General features: G+C 62.7%; 24 protein-coding genes. 21 read left to right on the top strand and 3 right to left on the bottom strand.

Features of this window, described 5'->3' with window-relative positions:
- The first annotated feature begins 178 nt into the window (after nucleotides 1–178).
- From JP75_RS17425 to mnhG, 19 genes are all read left to right on the top strand, one after another.
- The gene (locus JP75_RS17425) at nucleotides 179–1267 is read left to right on the top strand and encodes a helix-turn-helix domain-containing protein (protein ID WP_051960847.1); all 1089 of its coding nucleotides are present in this window, start codon (nucleotides 179–181) and stop codon (nucleotides 1265–1267) included.
- Between the two features lie 120 nt (nucleotides 1268–1387).
- Nucleotides 1388–2143: a phosphonate metabolism transcriptional regulator PhnF gene (gene phnF, locus JP75_RS17420; protein ID WP_035085507.1), complete on the top strand. Its 756-nt coding sequence runs from the start codon at nucleotides 1388–1390 to the stop codon at nucleotides 2141–2143.
- On the top strand, nucleotides 2136–2579 hold the full coding sequence (locus tag JP75_RS17415; RefSeq protein WP_035085505.1) for a phosphonate C-P lyase system protein PhnG: 444 nt from the start codon (nucleotides 2136–2138) through the stop codon (nucleotides 2577–2579). The genes phnF and JP75_RS17415 overlap by 8 nt, the downstream gene beginning before the upstream one ends.
- Nucleotides 2579–3118, top strand: a complete 540-nt coding sequence (gene phnH / locus JP75_RS17410; protein ID WP_035085503.1) for a phosphonate C-P lyase system protein PhnH — start codon at nucleotides 2579–2581, stop codon at nucleotides 3116–3118. The genes JP75_RS17415 and phnH overlap by 1 nt, the downstream gene beginning before the upstream one ends.
- Nucleotides 3119–3120: 2 nt before the next feature.
- A complete protein-coding gene (locus tag JP75_RS17405; RefSeq protein WP_035085501.1) occupies nucleotides 3121–4206 on the top strand; it encodes a carbon-phosphorus lyase complex subunit PhnI in 1086 nt (361 codons plus the stop codon).
- Complete coding sequence (locus JP75_RS17400; RefSeq protein WP_035085498.1) at nucleotides 4203–5117, top strand: alpha-D-ribose 1-methylphosphonate 5-phosphate C-P-lyase PhnJ; 915 nt, start codon at nucleotides 4203–4205, stop codon at nucleotides 5115–5117. Before JP75_RS17405 ends, JP75_RS17400 begins: the two co-directional genes overlap by 4 nt.
- The gene (locus tag JP75_RS17395) at nucleotides 5114–5935 is read left to right on the top strand and encodes an ATP-binding cassette domain-containing protein (RefSeq protein ID WP_051960846.1); all 822 of its coding nucleotides are present in this window, start codon (nucleotides 5114–5116) and stop codon (nucleotides 5933–5935) included. Before JP75_RS17400 ends, JP75_RS17395 begins: the two co-directional genes overlap by 4 nt.
- A gap of 9 nt (nucleotides 5936–5944) precedes the next feature.
- Nucleotides 5945–6676 (top strand): phosphonate C-P lyase system protein PhnL, encoded by a 732-nt coding sequence (locus JP75_RS17390; RefSeq protein WP_035085497.1) that lies wholly within the window; start codon nucleotides 5945–5947, stop codon nucleotides 6674–6676.
- The gene (locus tag JP75_RS17385) at nucleotides 6663–7862 is read left to right on the top strand and encodes an alpha-D-ribose 1-methylphosphonate 5-triphosphate diphosphatase (protein ID WP_035085495.1); all 1200 of its coding nucleotides are present in this window, start codon (nucleotides 6663–6665) and stop codon (nucleotides 7860–7862) included. Before JP75_RS17390 ends, JP75_RS17385 begins: the two co-directional genes overlap by 14 nt.
- A gap of 55 nt (nucleotides 7863–7917) precedes the next feature.
- Nucleotides 7918–8733 carry a phosphonate ABC transporter ATP-binding protein gene (gene phnC / locus JP75_RS17380; RefSeq protein ID WP_035085492.1) on the top strand — a complete coding sequence of 272 codons (816 nt, stop codon included), beginning with the start codon at nucleotides 7918–7920 and terminating at the stop codon, nucleotides 8731–8733.
- A 32-nt stretch (nucleotides 8734–8765) separates the two neighbouring features.
- Nucleotides 8766–9686: a phosphonate ABC transporter substrate-binding protein gene (phnD, locus tag JP75_RS17375; RefSeq protein WP_035085490.1), complete on the top strand. Its 921-nt coding sequence runs from the start codon at nucleotides 8766–8768 to the stop codon at nucleotides 9684–9686.
- 61 nt (nucleotides 9687–9747) lie between these two features.
- Nucleotides 9748–10659 carry a phosphonate ABC transporter, permease protein PhnE gene (phnE, locus tag JP75_RS17370; protein ID WP_244446340.1) on the top strand — a complete coding sequence of 304 codons (912 nt, stop codon included), beginning with the start codon at nucleotides 9748–9750 and terminating at the stop codon, nucleotides 10657–10659.
- Between the two features lie 3 nt (nucleotides 10660–10662).
- On the top strand, nucleotides 10663–11493 hold the full coding sequence (gene phnE / locus JP75_RS17365; RefSeq protein WP_035085488.1) for a phosphonate ABC transporter, permease protein PhnE: 831 nt from the start codon (nucleotides 10663–10665) through the stop codon (nucleotides 11491–11493).
- A 150-nt stretch (nucleotides 11494–11643) separates the two neighbouring features.
- Entirely contained in the window at nucleotides 11644–14547 is a 2904-nt protein-coding gene (locus JP75_RS17360) for a monovalent cation/H+ antiporter subunit A (RefSeq protein WP_051960845.1), read from the top strand.
- Nucleotides 14538–14873 carry a Na+/H+ antiporter subunit C gene (locus tag JP75_RS17355; protein ID WP_035085486.1) on the top strand — a complete coding sequence of 112 codons (336 nt, stop codon included), beginning with the start codon at nucleotides 14538–14540 and terminating at the stop codon, nucleotides 14871–14873. The genes JP75_RS17360 and JP75_RS17355 overlap by 10 nt, the downstream gene beginning before the upstream one ends.
- 1 nt (nucleotide 14874) lies before the next feature.
- Nucleotides 14875–16473, top strand: a complete 1599-nt coding sequence (locus JP75_RS17350; RefSeq protein WP_425277290.1) for a monovalent cation/H+ antiporter subunit D — start codon at nucleotides 14875–14877, stop codon at nucleotides 16471–16473.
- Nucleotides 16470–16955: a Na+/H+ antiporter subunit E gene (locus JP75_RS17345; RefSeq protein ID WP_035085484.1), complete on the top strand. Its 486-nt coding sequence runs from the start codon at nucleotides 16470–16472 to the stop codon at nucleotides 16953–16955. The genes JP75_RS17350 and JP75_RS17345 overlap by 4 nt, the downstream gene beginning before the upstream one ends.
- Nucleotides 16952–17233 carry a K+/H+ antiporter subunit F gene (locus JP75_RS17340; RefSeq protein ID WP_035085482.1) on the top strand — a complete coding sequence of 94 codons (282 nt, stop codon included), beginning with the start codon at nucleotides 16952–16954 and terminating at the stop codon, nucleotides 17231–17233. The genes JP75_RS17345 and JP75_RS17340 overlap by 4 nt, the downstream gene beginning before the upstream one ends.
- Nucleotides 17230–17595: a monovalent cation/H(+) antiporter subunit G gene (gene mnhG / locus JP75_RS17335; RefSeq protein ID WP_035085480.1), complete on the top strand. Its 366-nt coding sequence runs from the start codon at nucleotides 17230–17232 to the stop codon at nucleotides 17593–17595. Before JP75_RS17340 ends, mnhG begins: the two co-directional genes overlap by 4 nt.
- On the opposite strand, the gene JP75_RS17330 is transcribed toward mnhG, so the two are convergent.
- Together JP75_RS17330 and JP75_RS17325 are read right to left on the bottom strand one after the other, a co-directional pair.
- Nucleotides 17592–18893 carry an NAD(P)/FAD-dependent oxidoreductase gene (locus JP75_RS17330; RefSeq protein WP_035085478.1) on the bottom strand — a complete coding sequence of 434 codons (1302 nt, stop codon included), beginning with the start codon at nucleotides 18891–18893 and terminating at the stop codon, nucleotides 17592–17594. The genes mnhG and JP75_RS17330 overlap by 4 nt on opposite strands.
- Nucleotides 18893–20254: a glutamine synthetase family protein gene (locus tag JP75_RS17325; RefSeq protein ID WP_035085476.1), complete on the bottom strand. Its 1362-nt coding sequence runs from the start codon at nucleotides 20252–20254 to the stop codon at nucleotides 18893–18895. Before JP75_RS17325 ends, JP75_RS17330 begins: the two co-directional genes overlap by 1 nt.
- A 102-nt stretch (nucleotides 20255–20356) precedes the next feature.
- Between JP75_RS17325 and JP75_RS17320 the strand changes: the two genes are divergently transcribed.
- Nucleotides 20357–21124, top strand: a complete 768-nt coding sequence (locus tag JP75_RS17320) for a gamma-glutamyl-gamma-aminobutyrate hydrolase family protein (RefSeq protein WP_051960844.1) — start codon at nucleotides 20357–20359, stop codon at nucleotides 21122–21124.
- Entirely contained in the window at nucleotides 21121–22548 is a 1428-nt protein-coding gene (locus JP75_RS17315; protein WP_035085475.1) for an aminobutyraldehyde dehydrogenase, read from the top strand. The genes JP75_RS17320 and JP75_RS17315 overlap by 4 nt, the downstream gene beginning before the upstream one ends.
- On the opposite strand, the gene JP75_RS17310 is transcribed toward JP75_RS17315, so the two are convergent.
- The gene (locus tag JP75_RS17310; RefSeq protein WP_035085473.1) at nucleotides 22545–24278 is read right to left on the bottom strand and encodes a GumC domain-containing protein; all 1734 of its coding nucleotides are present in this window, start codon (nucleotides 24276–24278) and stop codon (nucleotides 22545–22547) included. The genes JP75_RS17315 and JP75_RS17310 overlap by 4 nt on opposite strands.
- Nucleotides 24279–24328: the final 50 nt, after the last annotated feature.

Below are 24328 nucleotides of genomic sequence, written 5' to 3'. Positions count from 1 at the left end.
GCGGCAAAATTCGGATAAAATTCTAGCATAGTCATACTGCCCCTTCGACTTTCTCAACTTCTTGCTGCCGTGTGCCCCTTGGCCTGCCGCAAAGCAAGGATGGGCTGTTCCGCAGCCCCTCCGTCGTGAGTTGCCCTCCGCCGTCGTCGACGCGAAGGGCTCGAAGGAGAGCGTCAGAATGTACCATGCGTCCAGCATTCGCCCACGATATCAACCGGCCATGCCGCTGATAGGCCTGCCGGAAGATGATCCCAAGAGCCTGAGGCCTATAGATTTTTCGACCAGCGAAGTGGCTGCGGAAGATCGGTTCGAGGCCTGGCGCGACGTCCACTCCGCTGCCTTCGATCTTTTTCCAAGCCAAGCCAACCGCAATTTCCGGGCGCGGCATCGCACCTGGGACCTCGGCGGCATGGCCTTCCAGACCGTAGAGACCGACAGCCTGCGCTTTGCCAGCCTTGCCGAGCAAGCCAAGCGCGATCCGCTGGATCACTGGGTGGTTTCGCTCTTCGTCACCGGCCGCTGCACCATCGAGGGATCGCGGGTTCTGCTCGAAAATATCGCGGGCGTTCCGCAACTTACCTCGCTTGTCGACCCCTTTCACGGCCAGGTCACGGCGGGCAAGGCGCACCTCCTTTACATCCCGCGCGACACCTGCCGCGATACCGCCCACCTCCTCGACGCAGCCTCGCTCACCCTCCTCCAGGACGGCATGGGCGGCATTTTTGCCGACTATATGCTGAGCCTTGAAAGCCGCATGTCGCAATTACAGCCCGATGATCTCGCCGAACTCGTCGCGGCCACGCGCGCCCTGCTCCTCGCAGCCATCGCGCCCTCGCCGGATCGGCTCGAAGAGGCCGGCGCCATGATCAATCACGCCCTCCTCGAGCGCGCCCGGCAATGCGTGCAGGATAATCTCCAAAACCCCGCGCTCGACGTGAGTTTCATCCTGCGCGGCCTCGGGGTTTCCCGCTCCCGCCTTTATCGCCTGTTCGAAGCCTCGGGCGGCATCATGCACTATATCCAGAAGCGGCGGCTGCTGGCGGCGCACAAGGTGCTTGCCGATCCCCTGAGCGGCCGGCGCATCTTCGAGGTTGCCGAGGATTTCTGCTTCAATGACGCCGCCGAATTCAGCCGCGCCTTCCGGCGTGAATTTGCCTATAGCCCCTCCGATGTCAGGGCCAACCGGCAGCGCCCCGTCGTCGAGCGCGTCCATATCAATCCCTATGCGAGGGACCTGACGGACCTGCTCAAGGGCATGCAGAGCTAGGCGTCATCCGGCTTTTCAACGAATCTGCCAAAGGCCGGCGGCGGCGCAATCGGGCCGCCACATGTCACGCGCGTGTCATTGACCATGGCTACAACCAGCTCATTCGAATGAGTTGGTACCATGCGCAATCAAGGCCATTCCTGGGAGGAAACCCGGGACAGGATCAGTGAAGAAATCGTCTCGGGACGCCTCGCGCCGGATACGCGCCTGCCGTCTGAACCTGAACTTTGCGTGCTTTACGGGGCGCGGCGCCATTCGCTGCGCAAGGCACTGGCGGCGCTGGTATCCGAGGGCAAGCTGCGCGTCGAACATGGGCGCGGCACCTTTGTCGAGCGCGCCCCTTTGCTCAATTATGTCATCGGCCCGCGCACGCGCTTCCGCGAAAATCTTAATTCCCAGGGCCTGACGGCCTCGGGCGAAACGCTGTCGGAAATGCATATTCCGGCCAGCACCCGCGTGGCCGCGGCCCTGCAGATTGAGATCGACGCGCCGGTCATCGCCCGCTCCTGGCGCGGCTTTGCCAATGACCTGCCGATCAGCATGGGCTGGGCCTATCACGACCTCACGCGCTTTCCGGACCTGCAGGAACGGCGGCGCGAACTGACCTCCATCACCAAGGTCTACCATTCCTACGGCATCACCGATTACCGGCGCCTGCGCACCACCGTCTTCACCCGCATCGCCTCCGAAAACGAGGCGGCCATGCTGATGCTGCGGCCGGGCCAGTCGGTGCTCGTGGTGCAGAAGGTCGACGCCGATCTCGACGGGCGGCCGATTGGATTTTCCGAGGCGGTATGGGCCGGTGACCGGGTGCAGTTCACCTTCGAAACCGACCAGCCGACCGTGTTGACGACCGAAAGAAGCAATGATGTTTAGCGAAACTCCCTCCGGCGGACCCGATCAAGGCGCCATGCTGGGCATTCTGGCGCGGGCCCGGCCCGAGCGGCTAAAGGCGCTTGCCGAAACCCTGCTCGAAAGCATGGGCGAGATCGCCGTCCTGACCAACCGCACCGGCCTCGTCATGGTGCCGATGCGCGACACGGTCGAAAATGTCGATTTTCACCTCGGCGAAGTCCTGGTGAGCGAAGCCCATATCACCGATGCCGCAGGGCATGTCGGCTATGGCATGGTCACCGGCCGCGATCTCGAACGCGCCATGGCCATGGCCGTCGTCGATCTTCGGATCGCGACCCTGGGCGAAGAGCCGACCACGACGGACTTTCTCTCCGAGGAACGGGCATATCTCGTCGCCGAAGACGAAAAGCGCATGCGGCAGGTGGAAGCCACGCGCGTCGAAATGGAGACGTTCTGATGCTGACCGTTGCTCCTCCCGATGCCGTCGAACTGCGCGCCAATGCGACGTTCGAAGCGCTGATGTGGGCCCTTTCGCGCCCCGGCGATATCAGGGACATGCCCGAGGCTGGGTTTTCCGCGGTTGTCGAAACGCTGGTCGATCTTGAATGCACCGTGTTTTCCGATGATCCGGACCTGCGCGCGCAGATTGCGGCGACAGGTGCGCTTCAGGCCGAAGATGTTTCCCAGGCAGACCACGTGTTCCTGTCCTCGCTCGAAGGCGCGGAAGCGCGGCTTGTCGCGCTCCGCTGCGGCAGCGCGCTCTATCCCGATGATGGCGCAACGCTCGTTGCAGCAGTTCGCCATGGCGTCGGCCAGCGCGTGCGGCTTTCCGGCCCGGGCGTCGATGGCACCATTGAAGTAACCCTCGGCATTGCGTCCGGCTTTTGGGCCATGCGCGCCATGCTCTGCGCCTATCCCGAAGGCTTTGACATGCTCCTCGTCGATGGCCGTTCGGTCATCGGTATTCCGCGTTCAACCAAGGTAGAGGTCCTCTAAAAATGGCCTATGTCGCAACCCGCGGTGGCGAAAAGGCCATCGAGCAGGCCGAGCGCCTCTTCCGGCAGGATCTGGGGACCATCGACGCGAGCCGCGTCGAGACCATTAAGCAGACCATGCCCTATCTGATCGATCGCGTGATGGGCGAAGCCTCGCTCTATAGCGAGGAACTGGCGGCCCTTGCGCTAGCGCAGACCGGCGGCGAACTTTCCGAAGCGGTGCTGGTGCTGCGCGCCTGGCGCACCACCCAGCCGCGCATCGCCATCGCCCGGCCGGTACAGCAGGACGAAATCCTCACCCAACGCCGCATCTCGGCGGCGTTCAAGGATATTCCGGGCGGTCAGATTCTTGGGCCAACCCTCGACTATTCGCACCGCGTGCTGGCGACCGACGTACTCGAAGGCAAGCCCTATGCGCCACCGGCCGTAGAGGCTGCGGCCAAGCCTGCGCCGTCGCGCCAGCCCTCGCTTGCCGATTGGCAGCGCCAGCAGGGTCTGGTCGCTCCCGCCAATGCTTCCGATGTGGCGCCCGAAGACATTCCGGACCTGACGCGCGAACCCCTGCTTTTCCCGGCCTCCCGTGCGCATCGCCTGCAGAGCCTCGCCCGTGCCGAGACCGGTGGCGTTCTGGCCCTCGGTTACTCGGCCATGCGCGGCTACGGCAATGCCCATCCGACGGTCAATGAACTGCGTCTTGGCGAGGCGGAAGTCGTCGTGCGCCATCCGAGCGGCACCGAGTTTTCTGCCGGGCGTGTGCGCGTCAGCCAAGCCGAAGTCACGTCCAAGGAAAAGGGCGGATTTCTGGAATTGGGCTTCGCCGCGACCTTCGGCTGGAACGAAGTGAAGGTGATCGCGGCAGCAACGCTCGATCTCAATTCGGCGGAGGCGCCGGTGGGCTCGCCCGTCCACGAAGAATTTTATCTCTATCACACCGAGAGCGTAGAGGCCTCGGGCTTCTGCATCCACTTCAAGCTGCCCCACTACGTCACCTTCCAGTCGATCCTCGATGCCATGCGTGACGCCAAAGCAAAAAAGGCGGCGGCCGAGCAAAAGCCAGCCGAAACGCGCCAGATGGAATCAGCAGAATGAGCCTTTCATCCCTGACAAGGCCCTGGGCTGCGACCAGTTACGGTTTTCTCGACGCCTCGGCCAAGCGCGAGTTGCGCCGCAAGATGCTAAAAGCCATCGCAGTACCCGGCTGCCAGATGCCCTATGCCAGCCGCGAGGTGCCGATGGCCCGCGGCTGGGGCACCGGCGGGCTGCAGGTGACCCTCACGCTGGTCAACCCGACCTCGACGGTAAAGGTGATCGACCAAGGCGCTGACGACGGCGTCAATGCCGCCTCGATCCGCCGCTTCATTTCGCGGGTGTCGGGCGCGAGCGAAACCTGGGACACACTCGCCGCCTCCATCGTGCAGTCGCGTCACCGCGTGCCCGAAGAGGTAATGCGCGAGGATCAGATCCTCGTGCTGCAGGTGCCCAATCCCGAGCCCCTGCGTGGCGTGGAGCCCAACATCTCCATCGCCCGGCAGATGCACGCCGATGCCGACTACGGAAAGCTCTGGCTGACGCTTTACGAGCAGATCGTTCGCAAGGGTCGGATCATGCAGGGCGCGGCCTACCCCTCGATGGTCAATGGCCGCCACGTCATGACGCCCTCGCCCATTCCGCGCTGGGATGTGCCAAAGCTCAACATGGCCAAGCATCTCACATTCCTCTCCGCGGGTCGGGAAAAGCGGCTGTTTGCCGTTCCGCCCTTTACCCGCGTCGAGCCGCTGGTTTTCTCCGACCGTCCCTATCGGGTTGAGGACCATGCGGATCTTACCTGCCGCCGCTCCGGCGTGTCCGGCTATTTCATGAACGAATTGCCCATCGACGGCGGCGGTTCTGCCTTTGAAGTGTCCGACAGCAATCTTGGCATCAAGGCCATCCAACAGGCGGAAGGCACACCGGTCGAGATCGGCAAGACCTGGTATCGCAATGGGGAGTTTTCGGCATGAGCTTGGATATGAGCCCCGCGGCGCTGGACCGCGCCGCGCCGCGCCTGATGCGGGCCGAACCGCTTCTTACGATGCGCGATATTTCCAAAACCTACGGTGACGTCCGCGCCCTGCGCCATGTCGATGCCACGGTCTATCCCGGCGAAGTCATGGGCATTGTCGGGGAAAGCGGCTCGGGAAAGTCGACGCTGCTGCGGATGATGAACCTCGAAGACACGCCTGATAGCGGCGACTACACGCTGCGCCTTCCGAACCGCGAGGACGGCAATCTCTTCGACCTGACGCGCTACGAGCGCCGCATGCTCTGCGCTCGGCATATCGGCATCGTTTACCAGAACCCGCATCTGGGCCTGCTGATGAAGCATTCTTCGAGCGGCAATGTCGCCGAGCGGCTGCTTATTGCCGGCGAACGCAGCTTTGATGTGCTCCGGGCCAAGGCACGCGAAGCGCTCGATGCCTCCGAATTCCCGCTTTCGCGCATGGATGCGCGGCCTATCGAGCTGTCGGGCGGCATGCAGCAGCGCGTGCAATTGGCAAAGGCCATCGCACTCGAACCTGCTTTGTTGCTGCTCGACGAGCCCACGACGGGTCTCGACGTTTCCGTGCAGGCGCTGGTGCTCGATACGCTAAAGCGGCTTCAGCGCGACCGGAAAATCACCATGGTGCTGGTCAGCCACGATCTGGGCGTCATCCGCACGATGGCCGACCGTGTCATGGTCATGCGCCATGGCGAAGTGGTGGAAGAGGGTCTTGCCGATCAGGTGTTCCAGGACCCGCAGCACAACTATACCCAGCAACTCGTGCACGCAAAGCTCTGAGGTGATCCCATGAACTCCACTCCCTTGCTGCGTGTCGATGGGCTCACTAAGACCTTCCGCATGTATCATCTCGACAGCATGCTGCATGCCTTTGAAGGGGTCAGCTTCGACCTTCATGAAGGCGAATTTCTGCTGCTGCGCGGGCACAATGGCGCCGGCAAGTCGACGCTGCTGCGCACCATCTGGCGCTCCTATCTGCCGGTTGGCGGCCACGTCTGGTACCGCTCCAATCACGGCGATATCGACCTCGCCAATGCGGCCGATGTCGATATCGCGCTGCTCCGCCGCGAGGAAATCGGTTTTGTCACTCAGTTCCTCAATGCACGACCGCGCGTAGCGGCGCAAGATATCGTCGCCGAGCCATTGCTTCTCGCGGGCACCTCGCAGCCCGAGGCACTCGATCAAGCCCGGCACTGGCTCGACCAGTTCGGTGTACGCCCCGAACTCTGGCGTGCCTATCCCAGCACTTTCTCAGGTGGCGAACAGCAGAAGGTCAATCTGGCTCGTGCGCTGATCCTGCCGCAAAAACTGCTGCTGCTCGATGAGCCCACGGCATCGCTTGACGTTGGTGCCCGCGCCGCCCTCGTGCGTCGCCTCTCCGATTTGAAGGCGCAAGGTGTCGCCATCATTGGCGTGTTCCATCACCCCGGCGACGTCGCTCAATTGATCGACCGCGAAATCAATCTCAATACCAAGGTCGTTGCCGACCAGAGCGAGGAAGAAGACAATGTGGCTCTCTAATTTCCGTATCGTCCTCGCCGATCGCGTCATCGAAAACGGCGCGGTAAGTATCGAAGACGGCATCATTGCCGAGATCAGCGAAACGCCCGTCGCCAATGCCGACGTAGACGGTCGTGGTCTCCTCCTCATGCCGGGCATGATCGATATGCATGGCGACATGATCGAGAGGGAAATCGAGCCGCGTCCGGGCGTGCGCATGCCGATGGAAATGGGCCTCCGCGATCTCGACATGAAGCTTGCAACGGCGGGCGTCACCACGGCCTATGCCTCGCTCTCCTTCGCGCCGGGCTCCACCTATGGCCATATGCGCTCCTACGACTTTACCAGCGAAATGATCCGCGCCGTCGTCGCGGCGCGGCCGAACCTGCTGATCGACCACCGCGTCCATGCCCGTTTTGAAGTGACTTTCCCGGCTGCCTTGTCTGTGGTGAAGGAACTCGTCGGCGAGGGCTCGGTCGATCTCGTTTCCCTCTGCGATCACACGCCGGGGCAGGGGCAGTATCGCAATCTGGAACTCCAGGCCGCCAACATTTCCAAGAACAAGGGCATTTCGCTCGAAGCCGCCGCCGAACAATTGCAGCAGCGCATTCGCGACCGCCAAGAAACCGCCGGCGACATGACCGCGACCCTCCGCGCCATCACCCAATATTGCGCGCTGCATGGCGTGCCGGTCGCGAGCCACGATGACGACACGATCGAAAAAGTGGAGCTGATGGATTCCCTCGGCGCCAATATTTCGGAATTCCCGGTGACTCTGGAAGCCGCCAAGGAAGCAAATCGCCGGGGCATGCTCAATGCCATGGGCGCGCCGAACGCTCTCCGCGGCCAGTCCTATTCCGGCAATCTCTCGGCCCGCGAAGCCCATGAAGCCGGCGTGCTCGATCTTCTTGCCGCCGACTATCACCCCTCCGCCATGCTGCCGGCCGTGCTGGTCCTGGGCAAGACCGATCCCAATGGCCTGCCGGGCGCGGCCAAGCTCACCTCGCTCAATCCGGCCCGGGCGCTCGGCCTCGAAGATCGCGGCGAAATCCGTGTCGGCCTGCGTGCCGATCTCCTTATTGCCAGCGATGCCGGTGTCGGTCGCGTCCATGCGACCCTCTCACGCGGCCGCTTCGTCCATTCGGACGGCGCGCTCGCCCTTTCGGGCCTTTCAACACGTCACGAGACAGTCATTCGAATGAGTTAATCGTGTCATTGAGACGGGTTAGGGTTTTACGCATAGAGCAACGGCAAGGTGCGTCATGCTGGAACTGAAAAAAGTCACCAAGACTTTTGGCGACACGATTGCCGTCAACAACGTGTCGCTCACCTTCGCCCCGGGCCAGATGGTCGGCATTATCGGCCGGTCCGGTGCCGGCAAGTCGACCCTCCTCCGTCTCATCAACCGCCTCGCCGGCGTCAGCGAAGGTCGCATCAGTTTTGGCGACACCGATGTCGGCGCGCTCGAAGGCAAAGCCTTGCGGGCCTGGCGGGCCCGCTGCGCCATGATCTTTCAGCAGTTTAACCTCGTGAACCGTCTCGACGTTCTCACCAATGTCATGATCGGCCGCATCGGCACCGCGGCGACGCTGCCGGTGATGCTCAAGCGCTTTCCAGCCGAAGACCGGGCCAATGCCGCCATGGCGCTCGATCGGCTGGACCTTTTGTCCCAGGCGCTGCAGCGCGCCGATACGCTCTCCGGTGGTCAGCAGCAGCGCGTCGCCATCGCCCGCGCCCTGATGCAGAAGCCGAGCCTCATTCTTGCCGACGAGCCCATCGCTTCGCTCGACCCGCGCAATGCAAGGCTGGTGATGGATGCACTGCGCACCATCAACCGCCAGGACAAGATTACCGTCATCACCAATCTCCACACGCTCGATGCGGCCCGCGCCTATTGCGACCGCGTCGTGGGCATGGCGCATGGCCACGTCGTCTTCGACGGCACGCCGAGCCAGCTCACCTCTTCGGTGATCCAGGAGATCTATGGTGACGATACCGAAACAGCCGTGGACGAAAACCTGACCTCGACCATGACTGGAACCAGTCCCGCAGGACGACAGATGGAGGCGGCTCACTAGGGCCCTTCCTTTCCCAACCCGGAGTTTCACCAATGCTCACCTTGACGCGTCGCGGCCTTGCGGCTGCGCTGGTTTCGCTCGCGCTTGTCCCCCCCCTCTTCGCGCAAGAATGGAAGACGGAATATCCCGAACTGACCATCGGCATTTCCTCGGGCGAGAACGAGACCGATGCCATTGCCCGCACCCAGCCCTATGCCGATTATCTCAGCCGCGAGCTGGGCGTGCCGGTCAATATCGTGCGCGGTACCGACTATGCCGCCGTGATCGAAGCCATGCGCTCGGGCCACGTGCAGTTCGCCTCGGTCGGTCCTGCCGCCTATGCGCTCGCCCGCAAGGTCATGGGCGAAGATATCGCCCCGGTGGCGGTCACCCTCGATCAGGATGGCAATCTCGGCTACTATTCCGTCATCGCGGTGCGCGCCGACAGCCCCTATCAGTCGCTGGAAGATATCAAGGGGAAATCCTTCGCCTTTGCCGACCCCAATTCGGCCTCGGGCTATGCCGTTCCCTCCTATTATCTCTCGACCGAACTCAAGACCTCGGCCGATGACTATTTCGGCGAAGTCGCCTTCTCTGGCGGCCATGAACAGAGCGTCATGGCGCTGGTCAACGGCACGTTTGAAGCCGTCGCCACCCATTGGCGCAATGAAACTGCCGGCAATATCCAGACCATGGAAAAGAAGGGCCTGATCCCTGCCGGTTCGACCCGCATCATCTGGAAGTCCCCGGTTATTCCGAATACCCCGGTCATGATGCTGACCACCCTGCCGCAAGAACTGCAGGATGCGTTCAAGACTGCGCTGATGGCTTTCCCGGAAAAGGACCCGGAAGGCTTTGCCATCTACAGCAACGGCACGTCCAGCGGCTATGTCGAAGCCAAGCACGAGGACTATCTCGACCTCGTCGCCATCACCGAGTTCAACGCCGAAGAGCGCCGCAAGAACGGCAACTGATCTCTTGTCCCCTGGCCGGCGCGCATCCCGTGCGTCGGCCTTTTTCATCTGCGAGGGCCCCGTGTCCACTTTGACCCCCACCAATGGCCGGCTGTCATCGACGACGCGGGAGGAGCGCCTCCTCTCGTTCGAAGGCCGCTATCGCCAGCAGCAGTTTACCCGCCGCAACTGGACGCTTCTCTATGGCGTGCTATTTCTCGCCGCGCTTGTGGGCTCCATCAGCGTCAGCGATTTCAGCATTCCCGGCCTCATCAAGGGCCTGCCCATGGCCTGGAACTATATCGCCGGCACCCTGCCAAAGCTGACGATCGAAAACCTCTGGGGCGATCTCGCCGAATGGTATTGGGGCCTGCGCTTCTGGCTGCGGCTGCTCGTCGAAACCATTCTCATGGGTTTTGTCGGCACGGTTCTCGGTGGTATTCTGGCTCTCCTGCTCTGCTTTCCGGCCTCGCGAAACCTCGTTGAAAATACCGGCATCTACTTTGCCGCGCGCCGCGCGCTCGAATTCTGCCGCACCGTGCCCGAACTGGTCTTTGCGCTGATCTTCGTCTTTGCCTTTGGCCTCGGACCCTTTGCCGGCGTCCTGGCCATCGCCGTCCACACCGCCGGTTCGCTCGGAAAGCTCTTTGCCGAGGTCAATGAAAACGTCGATCCGCGCCCCATCGAGGGCGTGCGCGCTTCGGGCGGCAATTGGCCGATGATCATGCGTCTCGGCGTCGTGCCGCAGGCCCTGCCCAATTATGCAAGCTACCTGCTGCTGCGCTTCGAGATCAATGTGCGCGGGGCCTCCGCGCTCGGCCTTGTCGGTGCCGGCGGTATTGGCGAGGATCTCTACGTCGCCATCCGCCAGTTCGAATATACCGATATCTCCGCCATTCTGCTGCTGCTGATCCTGACCACGTCAGTGATCGACATCATCTGCGAAACCATCCGCCATCGCCTGATCGGCAACGACCTCACGCAGGGTGCCTAACCCATGAACACCGCTCAGCACGCCGACATTGCCCGTCTTCGCCGCACCAATCCCGAAATTTTCAGTCGCCCGCTGCCGCAGCGTCTGCGCGATTGGGGCATATGGGCCGCGTTTATCGCGGTTCTCGGCTTCGGACTCTGGTGGATCGATGCCTCGCCCATGCGCATTTTCAATGGGCTCGGCAAGCTCGGCATGCTGGTCGGTCTGATGATCCCGCCCTGGCCCGGCGATGGCCTGCCCGACTATCTGCTGGCCATGCTGGAAACGCTCGCCATGGCCTTTCTCGGCACCGTCATTGCCGCGGTGCTGGCGGTTCCGCTCGGCTTCATGGGCGCCAAGAACATCGTGCCCAATTGGGCCTTCCATTTCGGCATCAGGCGCTTCTTCGACGCGTTCCGCGGCATCGATGGTCTCGTCTGGGCGCTGATCTTCGTCTCCGCCGTCGGCCTCGGCCCCTTTGCCGGCGTGCTCGCCATTGCCGTGGGCGATGTCATGGTGCTCGGCAAACTCTTTGCCGAGGCTATCGAGAATGTCGATAAAAAGCCGGTCGACGGCGTGCGCGCCTCAGGCGGTGGGCGCCTGCACGTCATGCGGCTCGGTGTCTTTCCGCAGGTCTTTCCGGTGATGATGAGCCACGTGCTCTATTTCTTCGAATCGAATGTCCGCTCTGCGACCATCCTCGGCATTGTCGGGGCAGGGGGCATCGGTCTCCAACTTTCCGATCGCATCCGCATCAACAATTGGCAGGCCGCCGCCTTCATCATTCTCTTGATCCTCGTCACGGTGTCGATCATCGATGCGATATCCCGTCGCATCCGCGCCAAATTGACCTGAAGAAGGCAGAACTTCTGCCCCTTTGCGGACTATGAATTTCATGTGACGGCAAGAGCATGCAAGTTAAGTCCAAAGTGGTCTTCTCAGGAGGCGTGAGCATCCCTATACCTTGGCAATAGATTCGAGCCCGAGGATTGGCCCCTGCCTTCAATACCGACCGACTTCGCCCTTCCGCTTCTCTGCTTTCTCCCGTTTCTGGCTAGCGTTTTTGTATTGGCCGCGCCGGGCGAAAAGATACGTGGTGCGGCCTGGGTCACGGCGGTCGTCGCGGCCATTCTCAGCCTCCTGTCCCTGGCGCTCTTTCCGTCCATCGCCAATGGCGAGGTGCTGATCAGCCGCATCGAATGGGTGCCCCAACTCGGGCTCAACCTGACCTTGCGCCTCGATGGGCTCGCCTGGCTCTTTGCCGTGCTCATCACCTGCATCGGCTTTCTGGTCGTGCTTTATGCGCGCTACTATATGTCCCCCAAGGACCCGATCGCGCGCTTCCATGCGCTGCTGCTCGCGTTCATGGGCGCCATGCTCGGCCTCGTCATGTCGGGAAATATCATCCAGCTCGCCATCTTCTGGGAGCTGACCAGCTTGGTCTCGTTCCTCCTCATCGGCTACTGGTATCACCGCGGCGACGCCCGCGACGGTGCGCGCATGGCGCTGATCATCACCGGCACGGGCGGCCTCGCGCTTTTTGTCTCCATGCTGGTGATCGGCCATATCGTTGGGAGCTACGAGCTCGACGATGTGCTGGCTTCGGGCAGCAAGATCGTCGAAAGCCCGCTCTATCCGGTGGCGCTGATCCTCTTCCTTCTGGGGGCTTTCACCAAGTCGGCGCAGTTCCCGTTCCAGTTCTGGCTGCCCAATGCCATGACGGCGCCGACGCCGGTTTCGGCATATCTCCATTCCGCGACCATGGTGAAGGCCGGCGTCTTCATCCTGACGCGCTTCTGGCCGGTCATGCACGACCACCAGCTCTGGTTCTGGATCGTCACCTATACGGGGCTCGCGACGCTCATCTTCGGGGCCTATACCGCGCTGTTCCAGCGCGATCTCAAGGGCCTCCTCGCCTATTCGACCATTTCCCATCTCGGGCTCATCACCACGCTTTTAGGCATGGGGACGCCCCTCGCGGCCGTCGCCGCCATCTTCCACATCGCCAACCACGCCACGTTCAAGGCCTCGCTCTTCATGGCGGTTGGGATCATCGACCACGAAACCGGCACGCGCGACGTGCGCAAGTTGAGTGGCCTCAGGAAATACCTGCCCTTCACGGCAACCCTTGCCATCATCGCCAGCGCCGCCATGGCCGGCGTGCCGCTGCTTAACGGTTTTCTCTCGAAGGAAATGTTCTTCACCGAGACGGCCGAATTCGATCCCAACGTCTTCGTCAATCTCTCCCTGCCGATCGGCGCCACGCTCGCCGGCATGCTCAGCGTCGCCTATTCGATCAAATTCGTGCACGGTGTCTTCTTTGGTCCGCCGCCGACCGAGCTCGAAAAGGTGCCGCATGAGCCCCCGGCGCTGATGCGTCGCCCCATCGAAATCCTGGTGCTGATCTGTCTCGCCGTCGGCATTATCCCCGGCATCACCATCGCGCCCTATCTCGCCGCGGCCGTGCATTCGGTGCTCGGCGCCGACACGCCCTATTATAGCCTTTCCGTCTGGCACGGTTTTAATCTGCCTTTGATCATGAGCATCATCGCCATGGTTGGTGGGGCCGTCATTTACGTGCCCTATTATCGAAAGCTCAGGGATATCGATGGCGTGCCGCTGACGCGCGGCCTTATGGGTCAGCGCGTCTTCGAGCGCATCCTCGTCACCGCCACCAATCGCTGGGCCCGCCATCTCGTTGGCGCCTTCGGCACGCAGCGCCTGCAGCCGCAGATCTTCGTCGTCATTTTCCTCGCGCTGGCGGCCGGCATTGCCGCGGGCTGGGCGCGCATGGGCAATCTGCCCTTGCCGCAGAGTTTCGATCCCGTTCTGGGTCTCGTCTGGCTCCTTGGCGGCATCAGTGCGCTGGCTGCCGCGCAGCAGGCAAAGTTCCATCGCCTCGCCTCCATGATCCTCATGGGCGGTGCGGGCCTTGCGACCTGTCTCACCTTTGCTTGGTTCTCCGCGCCCGACCTGGCGCTGACCCAGCTCCTTGCTGAAATCGCCACCACGGTTCTCATTCTGCTCGGCCTGCGCTGGCTGCCCAAGCGCAGCCCCGTGCCGGAGAGCACACCCATGGCCGCACGGCTGCGCCGCTATCGCGACGTGGCTCTTGCAGGTCTCGTCGGTCTGGGCACGGCTCTTGCCAGCTACGCCATCATGACGCGCTCGGCGCCTGAGGGTATTTCCGACTTCTTCCTTGCCAATGCCTACAAGGAAGGCGGCGGCACCAATGTCGTCAATGTCATGCTGGTCGATTTCCGCGGCTTTGATACCATGGGCGAAATCACCGTGCTCGGCGTGGTCGCCCTGACCGTCTTCGGCCTCCTGCGTCGCTTCCGTCCGGCCTCGGACAGTGCGGAGCGTCCTGAACAGCAGCGTGTACTCGACGACTACGCGCCTGGTTCCAGCGAGAATGTCGCCGACGATTTCCTGCGTATTCCGGCGCTGATCATGAACTGGCTGTTCCCGGTCGTCGTCGTCGTCGCCATCTATATGCTGATGCGCGGCCACGATCTGCCGGGCGGCGGCTTCATCGCCGGCATTATCATGTCGCTGGCCTTCATCCTGCAATATCTCGCCGGCGGTACCCGCTGGGTGGAAGAACGCCTGCGCATCCTGCCGCTGCTCTGGATCGGCTGGGGTCTCCTCTTGGCCCTTCTCACCGGGATCGGCGCCATGGTGCTCGGCGCGCCCTTCCTCACCTCGGCCTTCGCCTATGCCGATATTCCTCTGATCGGCAAGGTGCCCATGGCCACGGCGCTGATCTTCGATCTTGGCGTCTTTGCCCTCGTTGTCGGTGCAACGGTCCTGATGCTGATCGCTCTGGCGCACCAATCCATTCGTCGACCAAAAGTCGCGGGCTCCAACAAGCCCAAGCAGCGCGCGGGGACAGACAAATGGAACTGACCCTCGCCATTGCCATCGGCGTGCTCTCCGCGTCCGGCGTTTACCTCTTGCTGCGCCCGCGCACTTTTCAGGTGATCATCGGGCTCTCGCTCGTCTCCTATGCGGTCAATCTCTTCATCCTCTCGATGGGGCGGTTGCGCATGGATGCGGCGCCGATTCTTTCCGGGGCCGATGCCGATATCACCAATTATGCCGATCCGGTGCCGCAGGCGCTGGTGCTCACCGCCATCGTCATCGGCTTTGCCATGACGGCCCTGTTCCTTGTCGTGCTGCTCGCCGCCCGCGGCCTCAGCGGCTCCGACCATGTTGACGGAAAGGGGGATTGAGATGACCGGCATGAACCACATCGCCATCCTGCCGATCCTCATTCCCATGGCCGCGGCGGTTTTCAACCTCATCGGCGGCGACGGACGCAGCAATCGCCGCATCATCGGTATCAATATCGGCTTCAGCGTTTTGCTATTGCTGGTTTCGATCCTGCTGGTGGCGGTCCTCGCCCAATCGGACACGGCGGCCGCCGCAGTCTACCCGCTCGGCAATTGGCCCGTGCCCTTCGGCATCGTCCTCGTGGCCGATCGCCTGGCTGCCGTGATGGTGCTGACGACCTCCATCCTCTCGCTCGCCGCCCTCATTTTTGCTTCGGCCCGCTGGCATAGCCGCGGCACCAATTTCTTCCCCCTGTTTCATGCCCTCGTCATGGGGCTCAATGGCGCCTTCCTCACCGGCGACCTTTTTAATCTTTTCGTCTTTTTCGAACTGCTACTGGCGGCATCCTATGGTCTCGCGCTCCATGGCGGCGGACGCAATCGCGTGCGCGCGGCGATGCATTACATCGTCATCAACCTCGTCGCGTCCTTCCTGTTCCTCATCGGCGTGGCGCTGATCTACGGCACGACCGGCACGCTCAACATGGCCGACATTGCCCGCGCCGTGCCGCATATCGCGGCTGACAATGTGGGCCTTTTCGAAGCCGGCGTCGCCGTCCTCGGCATTGCCTTCCTCATCAAGGCCGGCTCCTGGCCGCTGCATTTCTGGCTGCCGAACACCTATTCCTCGGCCGCCCCACCTGTCGCCGCACTTTTCGCCATCATGACCAAGGTGGGCTTTTACGCCATCCTGCGGCTCTGGACGCTGGTCTTTGCCAATCAGACCGGGCCCGAACTGGCCTTCGGGCAGAATGTGCTCTTCGTCCTCGGCATTGCCACGGTCGCCTATGGCAGCGTCGGTGCCCTATCGAGCAAGGCGCTCGATCGGCTTGCGAGCTATCTGATCCTGGTTTCCGCCGGCACGCTGCTCCTCGCAGTCGCCTATAACGTGCCCGGCGTCACCACCGGCGCGCTCTACTATGTCGTCGTCGCGACCCTCGCGGCGGGAGCGCTCTTCCTCCTCAAGGATGTCATCGACCAGGTGCTTCCCGCCGAAGCCCAAATCCTCGCCGTTTCGCTCGAATTCTACGGCGACGAGGAAGACGTCATCGACGAAGACCAGGAAGTCAGCCGCAGTTTTCCCGCGGCCGCGACCCTTCTCGGCTGGTGCTTTGCCATCGCCGCCCTGGTCATGGCCGGCCTGCCGCCGCTTTCCGGATTCCTGTCGAAATTCGCCATGCTGTCCGCCGCCTTCAATGCGCCCAGCGCGCCGACGGCCGCAACCTGGTGGATCACCGGCGCGCTCATCATCTCCGGCCTCTTCGTGCTCATCGCCATGGTGCGCAACGGCATCAACATCTTCTGGACCTCGCTGCCCGATGATGGCGGCCTGGCGCTGCGACCGCTCGAAGTCGGGCCGATCATGGTGCTCCTGGCGCTTTGCGTTCTGATGGCCGTCTTTGCCGGACCGGCGCTGAGCTATTTTGCCGATACCGCCCAGTTCATCCATTCGCCCCAGAACTATATCGATCTGGTCCTGCCCAAGGGAGAGACGCCATGAGACGTCTCTTGCCGCACCCGATCCTTGCCGGTTTCCTGCTCATTCTCTGGCTGGTGTTGCAACAGTCGGCCGGGCTTGGGCATATCCTCTTCGGCGGGGTGATCGCCATTGCTGTCTCCATGGCCGCCAGCGCCATCATTCCCGAGCGCGTCGTCATCCGGCGCCCGCTGAAATTCATCCAGCTCATTCTCGTCGCTGGCCTCGACATCATCCGCTCGAACCTGGCGGTCATGTCGGTCCTCTTCCATCCGCGGCCCAATCCTACGGCCGGGTTCATCGAAATGGACCTGACCCTCAAGAACCCCTTCGCCCTGGCTATCCTAGCCGTCATCCTCACGGCGACCCCGGGCAGTGCCTGGCTCGAATATGATCGCGCGCGCAGCACCGTGCTCATCCACGTCTTCGACCTCGTCGACGAAGACGAATGGGTCGCAACGGTCAAGAAGCGCTACGAGGCGCTATTGCTGGAGATTTTCCAATGAGCGTAACCATCCTCGAATGGAGTCTGTTCGCCGCCCAGATCATGCTGGGCCTCGGCATGTTGGCAACGCTCTATCGCATGGTCGTCGGCCCCCGCGCGCAGGATCGCATCCTCGCCCTTGACGCACTCTATGTGGTCGCGCTCCTGCTGCTGATCACACTCGGCATCCGCACCAATTCGCAGGTCTATTTCGAATTGGCCATGCTCATGGGCCTGCTTGGCTTTGTCGGCACGGTAGCTCTCGCCAAATTCCTCATGCGCGGCGAGGTGATCGAATGATCGCCGACCTGCCGCTCTGGCTTTCCATTCTCGTCTCGGCCTTCGTCGTCCTCGGCGCCCTCCTCACCATGGCGGGCTGCTTCGGCCTCGTCCGGCTCAAGAGTTTTTACCTGCGCATCCATGGTCCCACCATGGGCACCAGCATGGGCGGCGGGCTGATCCTTCTCGCTTCGGCGATTTATTTTACCGTCACCCGCGAGCGGCTGGTGGTGCACGAATTGGTCATTTTCCTCTTCGTGACCCTGACCACGCCGGTGACGCTGATGCTTCTTGCTCGCGCCACCCTCTTCCGCGATCGCGTCGAGGGCAATGAAGGCGTGCCTAAGCGGCCGGAAAAGGCCGAAACGCCGGCCTCGCCCTAAAGCCCCAGGCGATCCTTCAGCTCGTACCACCACGAGCCAATGGTGGAATATTGCGCCCGGAACAGACGACCGCCGGGGAAAGGGATCCAGGGCAGCGCCGCAAAAGTGTCGAAGCGTTTGGTATTGCCCTGAATGGCTTCGGATAGAATGCGTCCGAACAGGTGCGAGCCGGTGACGCCGTGGCCGGAATAGCCATGGGCGAAATAGATACGATTGCCGAGGCGCCCCATCTGCGGCACGCGCGAGAAGGATAGCGCGAAATTGCCACTCCAGGCGAAGTCGATCCGCTCGCCTTTCAGTTGCGGAAACACCTTTTCCATATTCGGCCGCAGCTTTGCGACGACATCGGCCGGGTCGGTGCCGCCATAGACGACGCCGCCGCCGAAGATCAGCCGATAATCCCCGCTGATGCGGAAATAATCGAGAATATAGCGCACGTCCTCGACGCACATGCCGGTCGGCAGCAAGGCCTCGGCGCGCTCCTTGCCGAGCGGCGCCGTCGCCATCATCTGGGTCGAAACCGGCATGACGCGCGAGGTCAGTTCGGGCACGACATTGCCGAGATACGCATTGCCGCAGACGACAACGGTCTTGGCCGTCACTCGTCCACTCGCCGTCTCTACCACGGCGCTATCGGGGCTCTGGCTGACCCGCGTCACCGGGGAATGCTCATAAATCATCCCGCCCAGCCCCTCGAATGCCCGGGCTTCGCCGAGCACGAGGTTGAGCGGATGCATATGCCCGCCCGAATGGTCGATCATGCCGCCGGCATAGACATCGGAGCCGATATGGTCGCGGACTGCCGCGCGGTCGAGCAGCTCATGGTCGTCCATGCCATGGCGCCGCCAGAGCGCCTTCTTGGCCTCGAGGTCGCGCATGTGCTGTTCGGTATAGGCGGCATAGATATTGCCGCGCTTGAGATCGCAGTCGATGCCGTAGCGGGCAACCCAGTCATAGATGATCCCAGCGCCTTCCTGCACGAGACCACCGACGAAATTGGCTGTTTTCTCGCCATAGCGCCGGCCGATAGTCGCAAGGCTCGCATTGAGCCCGTTGACCACCTGCCCGCCATTGCGCCCCGAAGCGCCCCAGCCGACTTCGGCGGCTTCGACCACCACGACCTTCAAACCCTGTTCGGCGAGATGAATGGCCGTCGACATGCCCGAATAGCCGGCCCCGACAACGCAGATATCGGCCGTCACCTCGCCTTCGAGCTTTTGGGTATCGCGGATGATGTTGCGCGAGGCCGCATAATAGCTCGGCGGATAGGGCGAATTGGCGTTCGGAACTTCGGCCATCACACGACCTCGAGATAGGCGGAGAATTCGAGGTCGGTCACCTGCGAGGCAAAGCCGGCGATCTCCTGCCTTTTGCAGGCGACGAACATGGAATGCAGCGTCGTATCGAAAATGCGCGGGATCATGTCGCCGTCTTCAAAGGCATTGACCGCCGAAGCCCAGTCGGCCGGCAGTTTCGGCAGGCGTTCTGAATAGGCGCGGCCCTTGAACGGCTTTGGCGGCTTTATGCTGTCCTCGATGCCGACAAGGGCGGCGCCCAGAATACCAGCGAGGACGAGATAGGGATTGGCATCGGCGCCGGCCACGCGATGCTCGATGCGCCGCGCCTTGGGATTGCCGCCGGGAATGCGAAGGGCCGTGGTGCGGTTTTCATAGCCCCAGGAAATCGAGCTTGGCGCATGCGTATCGGGGCGCAGGCGCCGATAGGAATTGAAATGCGGGGCAAAGAGCAGCGTCGATTCCGCCATGCCGGCCATCAACCCGCCGACCGCATGCAGCATCACTTCCGAGCCGGTTTCCGTGCCGTCGTCGAAGACATTGTTGCCGGCCGCATCATTGAGGCTGAAATGCACGTGAAAGCCATTGCCCGAGCGCATGCCATAGGGCTTTGCCATGAAGGTGGCGACGAGCTTGTGTTTGCGCGCCACGCCCTTGACGATGCGCTTGAAGAGCACGGCGTCATCGGCGGCTTTCAGCCCGTCGGTGTGGAGCAGGTTGATCTCGAACTGCCCGACCCCGTTTTCGGCGACGGCGGTGTCAGCCGGTACATTCTGCTGCTCGCATTGCAGATAGACGTCGCGGAAAAATTCGCCGAAATCTTCGAGCTCATCGAGCGAGAGAATGGCGTCGGAATCGAGCCGTTTGCCTGTATAGGGCGAAATCGGCGGCTGCGCAGAGTCGGCGTCGGGATCGACGAGATAGAATTCGAGTTCGGTGGCGACCACCGGCTTGAGCCCGATTTCCGAATAGCGCCGCAGCACCAGCGCCAGAGCCTGGCGCGGATCGCCAAGGAACGGCGTGCGCGTATCCTGAAACAGCCAGAGCGGGATCATGGCGCTCGGTCGCGTCGTCCAGTTGATGGGCAGGGCGCCGCGTCCGGTCGGGCTACAAATGCCGTCGACGTCGCCGCTCGAATAGACCATGGGATTGCCCACGATATCCTCGCCCCAGACGTCCACGCCGACGATGGACAGCGGCATGCGGATGCCGTTTTCGCCGATGCGCCGGGCCTGGTCGATGGGGATGCGCTTACCGCGCATGATGCCGTTGAGATCACAGACGGCGGTATGCAAAACTTCGATCTGCGGGTTCTGCTCGAGCCAGCTCACGATGTCGGTATTCACTGTCGCTTCGATGCTCATGCCTCGTCCGTCGACTTTTGGTGCGTTCCAGCGTTACCCTAGCAGGAGCCTTCACGTCAGGGGAAGGCAGCAAGGCATTTTCGCGCGGGCGGGAAGAAAATCATGCAGCATCGGCCTCTTATCGGCGTCATCGCCTGCGAGCGTCAGGTCGAGGGCGAGCCCGCCCAGGCGGTCAAGCATCGCTATCTCGAAGCGGTGGAGCGGTTCGCGAACGGGGTTCCCGTCATCATTCCAACCAATCAGCCGGAGGCCAATGCAGCCGAAATCGTCGGGCGGCTCGATGCTCTGCTGCTCACCGGCAGCGGCTCCAATATCGAGCCTGTTCGCTACGGGTCGCGGGTGCCGGCTCAGGCGCCGACCGACCGCGGTCGCGATCTTTTTGGGCACGCTCTGATCCGCGCGGCCATCGATGCCGGCAAACCGGTCTTCGGCATCTGCCGCGGCTTGCAGGAAATCAATGTGGCCCTCGGCGGCACACTTCGTGATTTGAGGGAGGCCGATCTCGCGCAAAGACACCATGCGCCTGCCGAGGCCGATCTCGGCGACACTTTCGGTTATGGTCACAAGGTCGACGTGGTGGCCGGCAGCATGCTGCAGCGTTTCTCGGGCAGCGGGGTTCTCGACGTCAACAGCGTCCACTATCAGGCCATCGACCGCCTGGGCGAGGGGCTGGCGGTCAATGCCACCGGCCCCGAAGGGGTGATCGAGGCCATTTCCGCAACCGGCACGACGGCGCCGGTTTTTGCCGTGCAGTGGCACCCCGAATGGCGTCCCGAGGGCCGTCCTCATGACCTGGCCTTCTGGAATTATCTCGGCGAAGCGGCCCGCGCCCACTATCTGCCGGCGGCTCAATTGGAGAAAAACGCATGACCGCTTTCGAAACGCGTCTCTTTATCGATGGCGATTTCGTTGCCGGCGAGGGCGCGATTGAAACCGTCTTCGAACCGGCGCTGGGCACGAGGCTTGCCGAGGTTGCGTCGGCCAGCCCCGATCAGATCGATCGCGCCATCCGCGCGGCACATAGGGCTTTTGCCGCATGGTCGAAAACCACGCCACGCGAACGCAGCGCTGCCCTCCTGGCCATTGCCGACAGGATCGAAGCTTCAGCCGAAACGCTCGGCACGATCGAGTCGCGAAACGCCGGCAAGCCGCTGCGCTATGCGCGGGGCGGCGAAATCGGCAATGTCGTCGACGTCTTCCGTTTCTTTGCGACCGCGGTACGCAATATGCCCGCTCCAGCGGCGGGCAATTACCGCTCTTCCAAGCGCATGAGTCTGGTGCGCCGCGACCCCATCGGGGTCATCGCCCAGATCGCGCCCTGGAACTATCCCCTGCTCATGGCTGCCTGGAAGATCGCCCCGGCCATCGCCGCGGGCAATACGGTGGTGATAAAACCCTCCGAACTCACCCCGCTGAGCCTCCTGGCCTTGGCCAGGATTTTCGCCGAGGTGCTGCCGCCCGGCGTCATCAACATCATCTGCGGCAATGGGCCTGATGTTGGCCAAAAGCTGATTTCGCATGATCTCGTGCGGATGATCTCGCTGACCGGCGACGTCCGCACCGGGCGCGCCGTCTTGCAGGCTGCCGCCGGGCCGATGATCAAGCGCACCCATCTCGAACTCGGCGGCAAGGCGCCGGTGATCGTTGCGGCCGATGCCGATCTCGACAAACTGGTGGAAACGCTGCGCGAAGCGAGCTTTTACAATGCCGGGCAGGATTGCACCGCCGCCTGCCGCATCTTTGCCGACAAAACGATTGTCCAGTCTTTGACCGACAGGCTCGAAACCATGCTCGGCTCGCTCGTCTATGGCCGCCCCGAGCGCAACGATGTCGAATTCGGTCCCGTCATCAGCGCGCGGCACCACGAGCGCGTGGCGGGCTTCGTCGATCGCGCCAAAAGCTCTGGTGCCGATGTCATGCAAGGCCGGGCGGCGGAAGCGGACGGCTTCTTCTTCGCCCCAACGCTTGTCGCCGCCCCCATTGAAGCCGAGATCGTTCAGAAGGAAGTCTTTGGTCCCGTCGTCAGCATCACGCCTTTCGACACGCTGCAGACCGCCGTCGATTGGGCCAATGCCTCGGAATATGGCCTTGGCTCATCGGTCTGGTCGCGCAATGCCGACGAGGCTTTGGCGCTAGCCGATGCGCTCGAATATGGGGTGACCTGGATCAATACCCATGGCTTCATGGCAACGGAAATGCCGCATGGCGGCATGAAGAATTCCGGCTATGGCTCCGATCTCTCCATGCAGTCCCTGCTCGACTATACGCAGATCCGGCACCTGATGTTCGGCTAGGCTGCCGCCTTGGCAAAGCCTGGAATATCGCTCGCATCCAGCGTCAGGTCGGCCAGAGCCGTGAGGGGCTTGCAAGCCGCGAGATTGTCGCTGTCGAGCGTCAAGATGACGACGTCATAGAGTTCGGCCAGCGCCTGGATCAGGATGCGCACCGATTTAGCGGCGGGGTCGAACTGGGCCTGCCGGCCCCAGGGCACGAGCGCGGTTTCGTGGGAACCGCTGCCATGGATGATATCGGCAAAGGATGCCAGACCCAGCGAGAGATCGCTGATGCCGGGCGAGCGTCCGCGGCGGCGGCTGGCCGCATCGACGAAGACCACGCGCCGGCCCTGGCCTTCATATTGCCCGAGAAGTCGCCGCGCGGCGGCGCCCATGTCGCCCCGGCAACGAATGGCGACGATATGGGCATCGTCCAGTCCATGGGTGGTCGCCTGCACCTCGGCCGGGCCTTTGGCCTCTTCGACAACCGGATCGGCCACTAGAGGCTCGGGGAGCCACGCCGCTTCGACCGCGGTTTCCGGCGCGACCGATGTGTCGAGCCAGTTATGCGCTACGTCCTCTTCCGGCTGAAGCGCGTCGACCGGCGCATAGACCGTGTCGTCCACCGGCTCCATGGCATATTCCGTCTCCACTACGTCATCCGCCGCCCTTTGCCGCGAACGCAAAAAGGCAAAAAGACCGATCTGGCCAAAAAAGGCGAGGCCGCCTGAAAGGGCCAGAACCAGGTCGGTCCGGACCGGTCGGGGCAGGGCCGTTACTTTCGGCTCCAGGCGATCGCCAATGGCGCCGGTCAGGACATCCGTATCGACCGAGACCGGCGTCGTGGCGGCGATCAACTGGTCTCGCAGCCCGTCTTCGAGGCGCCGCGCCGCATCGCGGTCGGCAACGACCAGCTTCGCCAATTGCTGCATGCCCGTATCGAGGTCGGCGGTAAGCTGGTCGATTTCCTCCTGCAGTACGCGCATGCGCGGGTGCTGGGGCAGGAGATCGACGGCCAGTTTCTGGCGTTCGACTTCGAGCGTTGCGAGATCGTCGATTTGCCGGCCCAAGCTCGGCAGGTTCTCGGCATCGAGCGCCAGCATGGCATAATTGCCATCGGCAACCAGCGACTGGATGCGCTGTGCACGGCTTTCAAGCCGGATCCGCTCTTCCCAGGCAAGGCTCAACTTTTTTTGCAGCAGCTGCGTGTCCGCCTCATTGGCGGAAATAGCGGACGGGATGGCGTCCGCCGTGGTCGATGCCGTTTGTTCCGGCGGGGCTCCGGAGAGAGCCGGCGGCAATCCCGCCAGGGTCACATAGCTTTCCGCTATCGCGGTCACGATGGCTTTGGCCCGCGCCGGCGTTCCGGCCGTGGCCGTCAGCTCCAGATTGGTGCCGTCATCGGCCGGCCGCAGGCTTAGGCGCTTGCCCAAAAGGGCGGTCGTATCGAGCACGCCGCCGCCGCCCTGACGCAAGTCGGCGACGATGTCGGGCGCGAGCCGGGAAACCGCATCGCCCAGATATTGCTGGTCGGTCAGTTTTTCCGCTTCCCGCGCCGGCTCGCTGCCGGCCGGCACCCGCAAGGCAAGGCTCGCCTCAAAAGTCTGCGGGCTGAATTGAATGGCGGCGAAGGCAAGGAACATCACGACGGCCGTGGCGCCCGCCATGCGCGGCAGGCGCGGTGCCAGCGCGACGAGGAACCTGCCCCCTTCGATCAGAGGCTCAGCCTGCTGCATGATTTTGTTGGTCATCGCCATTTCCGTTTGGAAAAGACGATGACGCAACGTGGTTAATATTCCCC

The sequence above is a fragment of the Devosia riboflavina genome (genome assembly GCF_000743575.1).
In the GTDB taxonomy this organism is placed as follows: domain Bacteria; phylum Pseudomonadota; class Alphaproteobacteria; order Rhizobiales; family Devosiaceae; genus Devosia; species Devosia riboflavina.
Note: the sequence above shows the minus strand (reverse complement) of the source record. Positions and strands in the feature narration are given on the sequence as shown.

What these genes read in the sequence shown, in the direction of transcription:
- JP75_RS17340 (WP_035085482.1), top strand. Translation starts at nt 16,952, where the DNA reads ATGAGCGTAACCATCCTCGAATGGAGTCTGTTCGCCGCCCAGATCATG.
- JP75_RS17350 (WP_425277290.1), top strand. Translation starts at nt 14,875, where the DNA reads ATGACCGGCATGAACCACATCGCCATCCTGCCGATCCTCATTCCCATG.
- JP75_RS17345 (WP_035085484.1), top strand. Translation starts at nt 16,470, where the DNA reads ATGAGACGTCTCTTGCCGCACCCGATCCTTGCCGGTTTCCTGCTCATT.
- JP75_RS17315 (WP_035085475.1), top strand. Translation starts at nt 21,121, where the DNA reads ATGACCGCTTTCGAAACGCGTCTCTTTATCGATGGCGATTTCGTTGCC.
- JP75_RS17385 (WP_035085495.1), top strand. Translation starts at nt 6,663, where the DNA reads ATGTGGCTCTCTAATTTCCGTATCGTCCTCGCCGATCGCGTCATCGAA.
- phnC (WP_035085492.1), top strand. Translation starts at nt 7,918, where the DNA reads ATGCTGGAACTGAAAAAAGTCACCAAGACTTTTGGCGACACGATTGCC.
- JP75_RS17400 (WP_035085498.1), top strand. Translation starts at nt 4,203, where the DNA reads ATGAGCCTTTCATCCCTGACAAGGCCCTGGGCTGCGACCAGTTACGGT.
- phnH (WP_035085503.1), top strand. Translation starts at nt 2,579, where the DNA reads ATGCTGACCGTTGCTCCTCCCGATGCCGTCGAACTGCGCGCCAATGCG.
- JP75_RS17415 (WP_035085505.1), top strand. Translation starts at nt 2,136, where the DNA reads ATGTTTAGCGAAACTCCCTCCGGCGGACCCGATCAAGGCGCCATGCTG.
- JP75_RS17395 (WP_051960846.1), top strand. Translation starts at nt 5,114, where the DNA reads ATGAGCTTGGATATGAGCCCCGCGGCGCTGGACCGCGCCGCGCCGCGC.
- phnF (WP_035085507.1), top strand. Translation starts at nt 1,388, where the DNA reads ATGCGCAATCAAGGCCATTCCTGGGAGGAAACCCGGGACAGGATCAGT.
- JP75_RS17320 (WP_051960844.1), top strand. Translation starts at nt 20,357, where the DNA reads ATGCAGCATCGGCCTCTTATCGGCGTCATCGCCTGCGAGCGTCAGGTC.
- phnE (WP_035085488.1), top strand. Translation starts at nt 10,663, where the DNA reads ATGAACACCGCTCAGCACGCCGACATTGCCCGTCTTCGCCGCACCAAT.
- JP75_RS17330 (WP_035085478.1), bottom strand. Translation starts at nt 18,893, where the DNA reads ATGGCCGAAGTTCCGAACGCCAATTCGCCCTATCCGCCGAGCTATTAT.
- JP75_RS17390 (WP_035085497.1), top strand. Translation starts at nt 5,945, where the DNA reads ATGAACTCCACTCCCTTGCTGCGTGTCGATGGGCTCACTAAGACCTTC.
- JP75_RS17310 (WP_035085473.1), bottom strand. Translation starts at nt 24,278, where the DNA reads ATGACCAACAAAATCATGCAGCAGGCTGAGCCTCTGATCGAAGGGGGC.
- JP75_RS17325 (WP_035085476.1), bottom strand. Translation starts at nt 20,254, where the DNA reads ATGAGCATCGAAGCGACAGTGAATACCGACATCGTGAGCTGGCTCGAG.
- phnD (WP_035085490.1), top strand. Translation starts at nt 8,766, where the DNA reads ATGCTCACCTTGACGCGTCGCGGCCTTGCGGCTGCGCTGGTTTCGCTC.
- mnhG (WP_035085480.1), top strand. Translation starts at nt 17,230, where the DNA reads ATGATCGCCGACCTGCCGCTCTGGCTTTCCATTCTCGTCTCGGCCTTC.
- JP75_RS17355 (WP_035085486.1), top strand. Translation starts at nt 14,538, where the DNA reads ATGGAACTGACCCTCGCCATTGCCATCGGCGTGCTCTCCGCGTCCGGC.
- JP75_RS17425 (WP_051960847.1), top strand. Translation starts at nt 179, where the DNA reads ATGTACCATGCGTCCAGCATTCGCCCACGATATCAACCGGCCATGCCG.
- JP75_RS17405 (WP_035085501.1), top strand. Translation starts at nt 3,121, where the DNA reads ATGGCCTATGTCGCAACCCGCGGTGGCGAAAAGGCCATCGAGCAGGCC.